Annotated in this window: 8 protein-coding genes; 5 read left to right on the forward strand and 3 right to left on the reverse strand. The window is 72.3% G+C overall.

Features of this window, described 5'->3' with window-relative positions:
* Window positions 1-119 precede the first annotated feature (119 nt).
* Window positions 120-998, reverse strand: a complete 879-nt coding sequence (locus ACZ6TV_RS04345) for a LysR family transcriptional regulator (protein ID WP_465295257.1) — start codon at window positions 996-998, stop codon at window positions 120-122.
* A 71-nt stretch (window positions 999-1,069) separates the two neighbouring features.
* Between ACZ6TV_RS04345 and ACZ6TV_RS04350 the strand changes: the two genes are divergently transcribed.
* A complete protein-coding gene (locus tag ACZ6TV_RS04350; RefSeq protein ID WP_465295260.1) occupies window positions 1,070-2,005 on the forward strand; it encodes an FAD-dependent oxidoreductase in 936 nt (311 codons plus the stop codon).
* A gap of 7 nt (window positions 2,006-2,012) precedes the next feature.
* Window positions 2,013-2,390: a YccF domain-containing protein gene (locus ACZ6TV_RS04355; protein WP_465295262.1), complete on the forward strand. Its 378-nt coding sequence runs from the start codon at window positions 2,013-2,015 to the stop codon at window positions 2,388-2,390.
* A 73-nt stretch (window positions 2,391-2,463) separates the two neighbouring features.
* Here ACZ6TV_RS04355 and ACZ6TV_RS04360 read toward each other — a convergent pair whose 3' ends face one another.
* Both ACZ6TV_RS04360 and ACZ6TV_RS04365 read right to left on the reverse strand, forming a co-directional pair.
* Window positions 2,464-2,760 (reverse strand): hypothetical protein, encoded by a 297-nt coding sequence (locus tag ACZ6TV_RS04360; protein ID WP_465295264.1) that lies wholly within the window; start codon window positions 2,758-2,760, stop codon window positions 2,464-2,466.
* 95 nt (window positions 2,761-2,855) lie between these two features.
* Window positions 2,856-3,542 carry an IclR family transcriptional regulator gene (locus ACZ6TV_RS04365; protein ID WP_033357786.1) on the reverse strand — a complete coding sequence of 229 codons (687 nt, stop codon included), beginning with the start codon at window positions 3,540-3,542 and terminating at the stop codon, window positions 2,856-2,858.
* A 49-nt stretch (window positions 3,543-3,591) separates the two neighbouring features.
* Here ACZ6TV_RS04365 and leuC point away from each other — a divergent pair, with 49 nt between their 5' ends.
* The 3 genes from leuC (at window position 3,592) to ACZ6TV_RS04380 (ending at window position 6,395) form a co-directional block, all read left to right on the forward strand.
* A complete protein-coding gene (gene leuC / locus ACZ6TV_RS04370) occupies window positions 3,592-5,004 on the forward strand; it encodes a 3-isopropylmalate dehydratase large subunit (protein WP_465295266.1) in 1,413 nt (470 codons plus the stop codon).
* 20 nt (window positions 5,005-5,024) lie between these two features.
* A complete protein-coding gene (gene leuD / locus ACZ6TV_RS04375) occupies window positions 5,025-5,612 on the forward strand; it encodes a 3-isopropylmalate dehydratase small subunit (protein WP_465295268.1) in 588 nt (195 codons plus the stop codon).
* A 141-nt stretch (window positions 5,613-5,753) separates the two neighbouring features.
* Window positions 5,754-6,395: an HU family DNA-binding protein gene (locus ACZ6TV_RS04380; protein WP_465295270.1), complete on the forward strand. Its 642-nt coding sequence runs from the start codon at window positions 5,754-5,756 to the stop codon at window positions 6,393-6,395.
* Window positions 6,396-6,517: the final 122 nt, after the last annotated feature.

Raw genomic sequence — 6,517 nt, forward strand, 5'->3', positions numbered from 1 at the left:
CTCCCTTCGTGCAGTGGGGGTGATGCGGCTCAATGTAAAGGAAGGGTTGTTAACAGTAAATAACCTTTATGGAAAACGGTCGATAGAGCGCTCTCACTTAAGGTATGGTCCAGCCCGCCTTAAGGCTGCAGGAGCGCGAGCAGGCCCTGGACCGCGGAAATCGGGGCGGCGTCACGAACGGCCCAGGCCAGACCGATGTCGACGGTCGGCGGTGCACCGGCGAAGCGGCGCAGGACGACACCCGGCATCCGCAGTGCCCGGGCGCGCCCGGACGGGACCGCCGCGATCACGCCGCCCGCCGCGACCGCCCGCAGCAGCTGCTCGTCGTCGGGCTCGTGCCGGGCGAGCACGAAGCCGCCGCCGGGCCAGACCTGCGCGATGATCCGGTCGTACATGCCGGGCCCGTTCTCCCGCGGCCACATCACCGCCGGCTCGCCCCGCAGCGCCGGGCGCGGCACCCGCCGGCGGGCCGCGAGGGGATGCCCGGCGGGCAGCGCGAGCAGCAGCTCCTCGGTGCCGACGAGAAGCCACCGGATGCCCTCGTCGTCGACCGGCGGCCGCACGAACGCCGCGTCGTACCGCCCGGACAGCAGCCCGGCGACGTTGGGCGCGGTCCAGCCGGTCTCCGGCACCACCTCCACGAGCGGATGCGCGGCCCGGAACCGCTCCACGAGGTCGTCGACGGCGCCGCCGCGCGCGGAGCGCGTGTACGCCAGCCGCAGCCGCCCGCCCTGGCCGCGCACCGCCGCCGCGATCCGCCGGGAGGCGCCGTCGACCTGGGCGAGCAGCGCGACCGCCTCCGCGGCGACGATCTCCCCGACGGGGGTCAGCGCGCAGCCGCCGCGGCCGCGCTCCAGCAGCGGCGCGCCGACCTCCCGCTCCAGGACCCGGATCTGCTGGCTGAGCGCCGGCTGGGCGATGCGCAGCCGGGCCGCCGCCCGCGTGAAGTGCAGCTCCTCGGCGAGCACCGAGAAGTACCGCAGCCGCCGCAGTTCCATAAGCCAGGCTTATCACGCGGGAGGGCGCCGGTCTTGGACGGCACCGGCCCGCGCGTGGTGACGTGGACGGCATGGGAAGCGACATCACGGTGCTCGGCGCGGGGATCATCGGCCTCACCTGCGCGGTCCGCCTCCAGGAGCACGGCCACGCGGTGACGGTCGTGACCGCCGACCAACCCGGGCGGACCGTGTCCGCGCTCGCCGCCGCGGTCTGGTACCCCAGCCACACCGACGCGGACCCCCGGGTCCTGCGCTGGGCCGTGCGCACGTTCGACGAGCTGAGCGCGCAGGCGGCGGCGGGCGTGCCCGGGGTCGTCGCCCGGCCCACCCGCATGCTCCTGCGCCGGCCGCACCCCACGCCCTGGTGGGCGGCGGCGGTGCCCGGCTTCCGGCAGGAGCGGGACGAGTGGCGCTTCACCGTCCCGTCGGTGGAGATGGTGCCGTACCTGCGCTGGCTGCGGGACCGGTTCGTGGCCGCCGGCGGCCGGGTCGTGCGGCGGAAGGTCGAGCGCCTGGCCGACCTGCCGGGCGGCGTCGTGGTCAACTGCGGCGGCCTCGCCGCGCGGGAGCTCGCGGACGATCCGGCCGTGCACCCGGCCCGCGGCCAGATCGTCGGCGTCGCCAACCCGGGGCTCGTCACCTCGGTGCGTGACGAGGAACACCCGGCGGGAGTGACGTACGTCCACCCCCGCCGCCGCGACGTGGTCCTCGGCGGCACCTACCAGCCCGGCGAGTGGGACACGACCGTCGACCCCGCCACCACCGCGGCGATCCTCGCCAGGTGCACGGAGCTGGTCCCCGAGCTGGCCGGGGCGCCGGTGCTGTGGCAGGCGGCCGGGTTGCGGCCCGCCCGGCACGGCGGCCCCAGGGTCGAGCCGGACCCGTCGCCGGCGGCGGCGGGTGTACGGGTCGTGCACGCCTACGGCCACGGCGGCGCCGGCGTCACCCTGTCCTGGGGATGCGCCGACGAGGTCCTCACCCTGTGCGGTGGCGCGGAAGGCGCATGATCGAAGCATGATTCGCTTCATCCTGAACGTGCTGTGGCTCGTCTTCGGGGGCGGCCTGCTGCTGTTCGTCGGCTACGCCTTCGCCGCGCTGATCTGCTTCGTGCTCGTCATCACGATCCCGTTCGCGGTGGCCTCGTGGCGTCTCGCCGTCTACTCGCTCTGGCCGTTCGGGCGTACGGTGCAGGCCAAGCCCGACGCCGGGGTGGCGACGGGCCTGGCCAACGTGCTGTGGGTGGTGCTCGCCGGATGGTGGCTGGCGCTGAGCCACATCACCGCCGGCATCGCGCTGTGCATCTCGATCATCGGGATCCCGTTCGGGATCGCGAACTTCAAGCTCGTGCCGGCCGCGTTCTGGCCGCTGGGCCGCGAGGTCGTGGACCTGTGACCCGGGCGTAGGTCCCGGCCGGCCAGGATCCTGGCCGTCGCCACGGCGCCGGCGCGTGCCGGCGCCGCGGCCGCTACTGGGCGGCGATGCCCAGCAGGACGGCGACCAGGACGATCAGGCCGAGCACCATGCCCAGGCACCCGCCCTTGCCCCCGGCCGGCGCGGGCGTCGATCCGGGAGGGGCGGGCACGGTGGGCGGGGCGGGACGCTGCGGTCCGTCGGGGCTGGGCGAGCCGGGGCCGGTCGTCGGCCGGTCCGGCGCGCCCGAGGGAGCCTGCCCGACGCCGGACGCCTCACCCTCGGGGGTGTCGGGCGCCTCGGACAAGCCGTCGTCGATCGGCTCAGGAGCCGCAGGGGTGGACTCAGGCACAGACGTCTCCTGTTCTGGAGCATCCTCGAAAGTGCCGGGGTTTGACTCAGGCACGAACGTTCCTCCGGTCGAGCTTTTGCTCGATGAGCCGGAGGCTACAGGCCTGAGAGGCGTTGTCCAGCCCGCACCACGGCCATCGCGTGCCGGTCGCCGGGGCGCCGGCCGAGCCGCTCTATGGGTCCCGACACGCTGATCGCCGCGATGACCCGGCCGGTGCGGTCGCGGATCGGCGCGGACACGCTGGCCACGCCGGCCTCGCGCTCGGCGACGCTCTGCGCCCAGCCGCGGCGGCGGACCTCGGCGAGGGTGCGGCCGGTGAACTTGCAGCGCGGCAGCAGCGGCATGACGGCCTCCGGCGGCTCCCACGCGAGGAGCACCTGGGCGGCGGAGCCGGCGGTCATCGGCAGCACCGAGCCGATCGGCACCGTGTCGCGCAGGCCGCTGGCCCGCTCCGCGGCGGCCACGCAGAGCCGCTCGTCGGCCCGGCGGAGATAGAGCTGCGCGCTTTCGCCGGTCGCGTCGCGCAGTGCGGTGAGCATCGGCTCGGCCGCGGTCAGGAGAACGTCGGGTGCCGCGTTGGCGAGCTCGCCGAGACGCGGCCCCGGCCGCCAGCGTCCCTGCGCGTCACGAACGAGCAATCGGTGGATTTCCAGGGCCTGTGCGAGCCGGTGCGCCGTTGCCCGGGGAAGCTTGGTCCGGTCCACCAGTTCGGCCAGGCTGGCGCCGTCGACACAGGCGGCCAGAATGACCACCGCCTTGTCGAGCACGCCAACACCGCTCATACTGTGTCCCACAGACCGAAACATACCTCCCAAACTTTAGGATGTCCAGATGGTGGGAGAAGCACGACCGCGGACGCTCGCAGAGAAGGTGTGGGACGCGCACGTCGTTCGTTCCGCCGCAGGCGAGCCCGATCTGCTGTACATCGACCTGCACCTGGTCCACGAGGTCACCAGCCCGCAGGCGTTCGACGGGCTGCGCCTCGGCGGCCGCCCGGTGCGGCGTCCGGAGCTGACGATCGCGACCGAGGACCACAACACGCCGACCGACAACCTGCTGACGATCAGCGACCCGGTGTCGCGCACCCAGATCGAGACGCTGCGGCGCAACTGCGACGAGTTCGGCGTGCGCCGGCACTCGCTCGGCGACGCGCAGCAGGGCGTCGTCCACGTCATGGGACCGCAGCTGGGCCTGACCCAGCCGGGCATGACGATCGTGTGCGGCGACTCGCACACCTCCACGCACGGCGCGTTCGGCTCGATCGCGTTCGGCATCGGCACCAGCGAGGTCGAGCACGTCCTGGCGACCCAGACGCTGCCGCAGCCGCACCTGAAGACGATGGCGGTCAACGTCGTCGGCGAGCTCGCCCCGGGCGTCACGGCCAAGGACCTGGTGCTGGCGCTCATCACCCAGGTCGGCACCGGCGGCGGCCGCGGCCACGTCGTGGAATATCGCGGGCCCGCGATCGAGAAGATGTCGATGGAGGGCCGGATGACGGTCTCCAACATGTCCATCGAGTGGGGCGCCAAGGCCGGCATGATCGCGCCGGACGAGACCACGTTCGCCTACGTCGAGGGCCGGGAGTACGCGCCGAAGGGCGAGGCCTGGGACACGGCGAAGGCCTACTGGGAGACGCTGCGCACCGACGAGGGCGCGAAGTTCGACACCGAGGTCACGCTCGACATCACCCACCTCACCCCGTTCGTCACCTGGGGCACCAACCCCGGCCAGGGCGCGCCGCTGGGCGCGAGCGTGCCGGACCCGGCCGACTTCGCCGAGGACGCCGACCGCGTCGCCGCGCAGAAGGCCCTGGAGTACATGGACCTGACGCCGGGCACGCCGCTGCGCGACGTCGCCGTCGACGTGGTCTTCCTCGGCTCGTGCACCAACGGGCGCCTCGAGGACCTGCGGGCCGCCGCCGACGTGCTGCGCGGGCGCAAGGTCGCCGACAGCGTGCGCATGCTCGTCGTGCCGGGCTCCGCGTCGGTCCGCGCCGCGGCCGAGGAGGAAGGGCTCAACGAGGTCTTCACCGCCGCCGGCGCCGAGTGGCGCTTCGCGGGCTGCTCCATGTGCCTGGGCATGAACCCGGACACGCTGAAGCCGGGCGAGCGCTCCGCCTCCACGTCCAACCGCAACTTCGAGGGCCGGCAGGGCCGTGGCGGCCGCACCCACCTGGTGTCGCCGCAGGTCGCCGCCGCGACCGCCGTCGTGGGTCGTCTCGCCGCTCCCGCGGACCTGAACTAAGAGGACAGGCAGAATCTGACATGGAGAAGTTCACCGTCCACACCGGCACGGCCGTCCCGCTGCGCCGGTCCAACGTGGACACCGACCAGATCATCCCCGCCGTCTACCTCAAGCGCGTCACCCGCACCGGGTTCGAGGACGGCTTGTTCAACGCATGGCGCTCGGATCCCGCATTCGTGCTCAACAATCCCGCGTACACGGGCGCCTCGATCCTTGTCGCCGGGCCGGACTTCGGCACCGGATCCTCGCGCGAGCATGCCGTGTGGGCGTTGCAGAACTATGGCTTCAAGGCCGTCGTCGCACCGCGTTTCGGCGACATCTTCCGGGGCAACGCGCTCAAGGCCGGGCTCCTGCCCGTCGAGTTGGACCTGAAACTCGTCGAGGAACTGTGGGCCGCGATCGAAGCGGATCCGAAGTTGGCGGTAACGGTCGATCTGCAGGACCGCCAGTTGCGCGCGGGGGACCGCGAATGGGCCTTCCCGATGGACGATTTCAGCCGTTGGCGGCTGCTGGAAGGCCTGGACGACATCGGTCTGACACTGCGCCACGAAGACGCCATCACCGCCTTCGAACAAGGCCGTCCGGAGTGGACACCGGTCGTTCACTAGGCACCAGCAGGGCGTCTCGATGAGCCCCCGGCCGGATCCCGTTGCTCCACAACGATTTCTTTTCCGTCATATGTTTGTATCCTGTGTGCGTTGGGATACCTTGCCCACAGGGACTTCATTTCTGGTACGGGAGGAAACAACGTGAACAAGGCCGAGCTCATCGAGGCGCTCAGCGCTCGCCTGGGCGACAAGAAGTCGGCAAACGCGGCGCTGGACGCGGTGCTGGCCGAGATCCAGGCTGCCGTGACCAAGGGCGACAAGGTTGCCATCACCGGTTTCGGTGTCTTCGAGAAGCGCGTGCGTGGTGCGAGAACCGCGCGTAACCCGCGCACCGGTGAAGCCGTCAAGGTGAAGAAGACGTCGGTGCCCGCGTTCCGGGCCGGCGCCAGCTTCCGTGAGATGGTCGCCGCCGGCAAGGTGCCGAAGGCCGCTCCGGCCAAGAAGGCCGCCGCCGCCACGAAGACCACCGCCGCGAAGGCGACGACCGCCAAGGCCACGACGGCGAAGGCGGCTCCGGCCAAGGCCGCCGCGAAGGCGACGACCGCCAAGGCCACCACGGCGAAGGCCGCCCCGGCCAAGGCCGCCACCAAGGCGACGGCGACCAAGACCGCCGCGAAGGCCGCTCCGGCCAAGGCCGCCGCCACCAAGGCCGCCCCCGCCAAGAAGGCCACCGCGAAGGCCACGAAGGCCGCCGTGTCGACGACGGCGCGCAAGACCACCACGGCGTCCGCCACGACGGCCGCCAAGAAGGCGCCCGCCAAGAAGGCCGCCACCGCCAAGTAGGCAACGCAAAAGGGGCGGGGGGGGGGGGTCTCGTGGGGCGCCCCCTTCCGTTCCGGTCTCCTCCGGGCCGCCACGGGGGGAACCGGCCCCAACCCAAGAGGAAACCACCCCCGGAAAGGAGA

Source organism: Dactylosporangium sp. NPDC051087, from assembly GCF_055586325.1.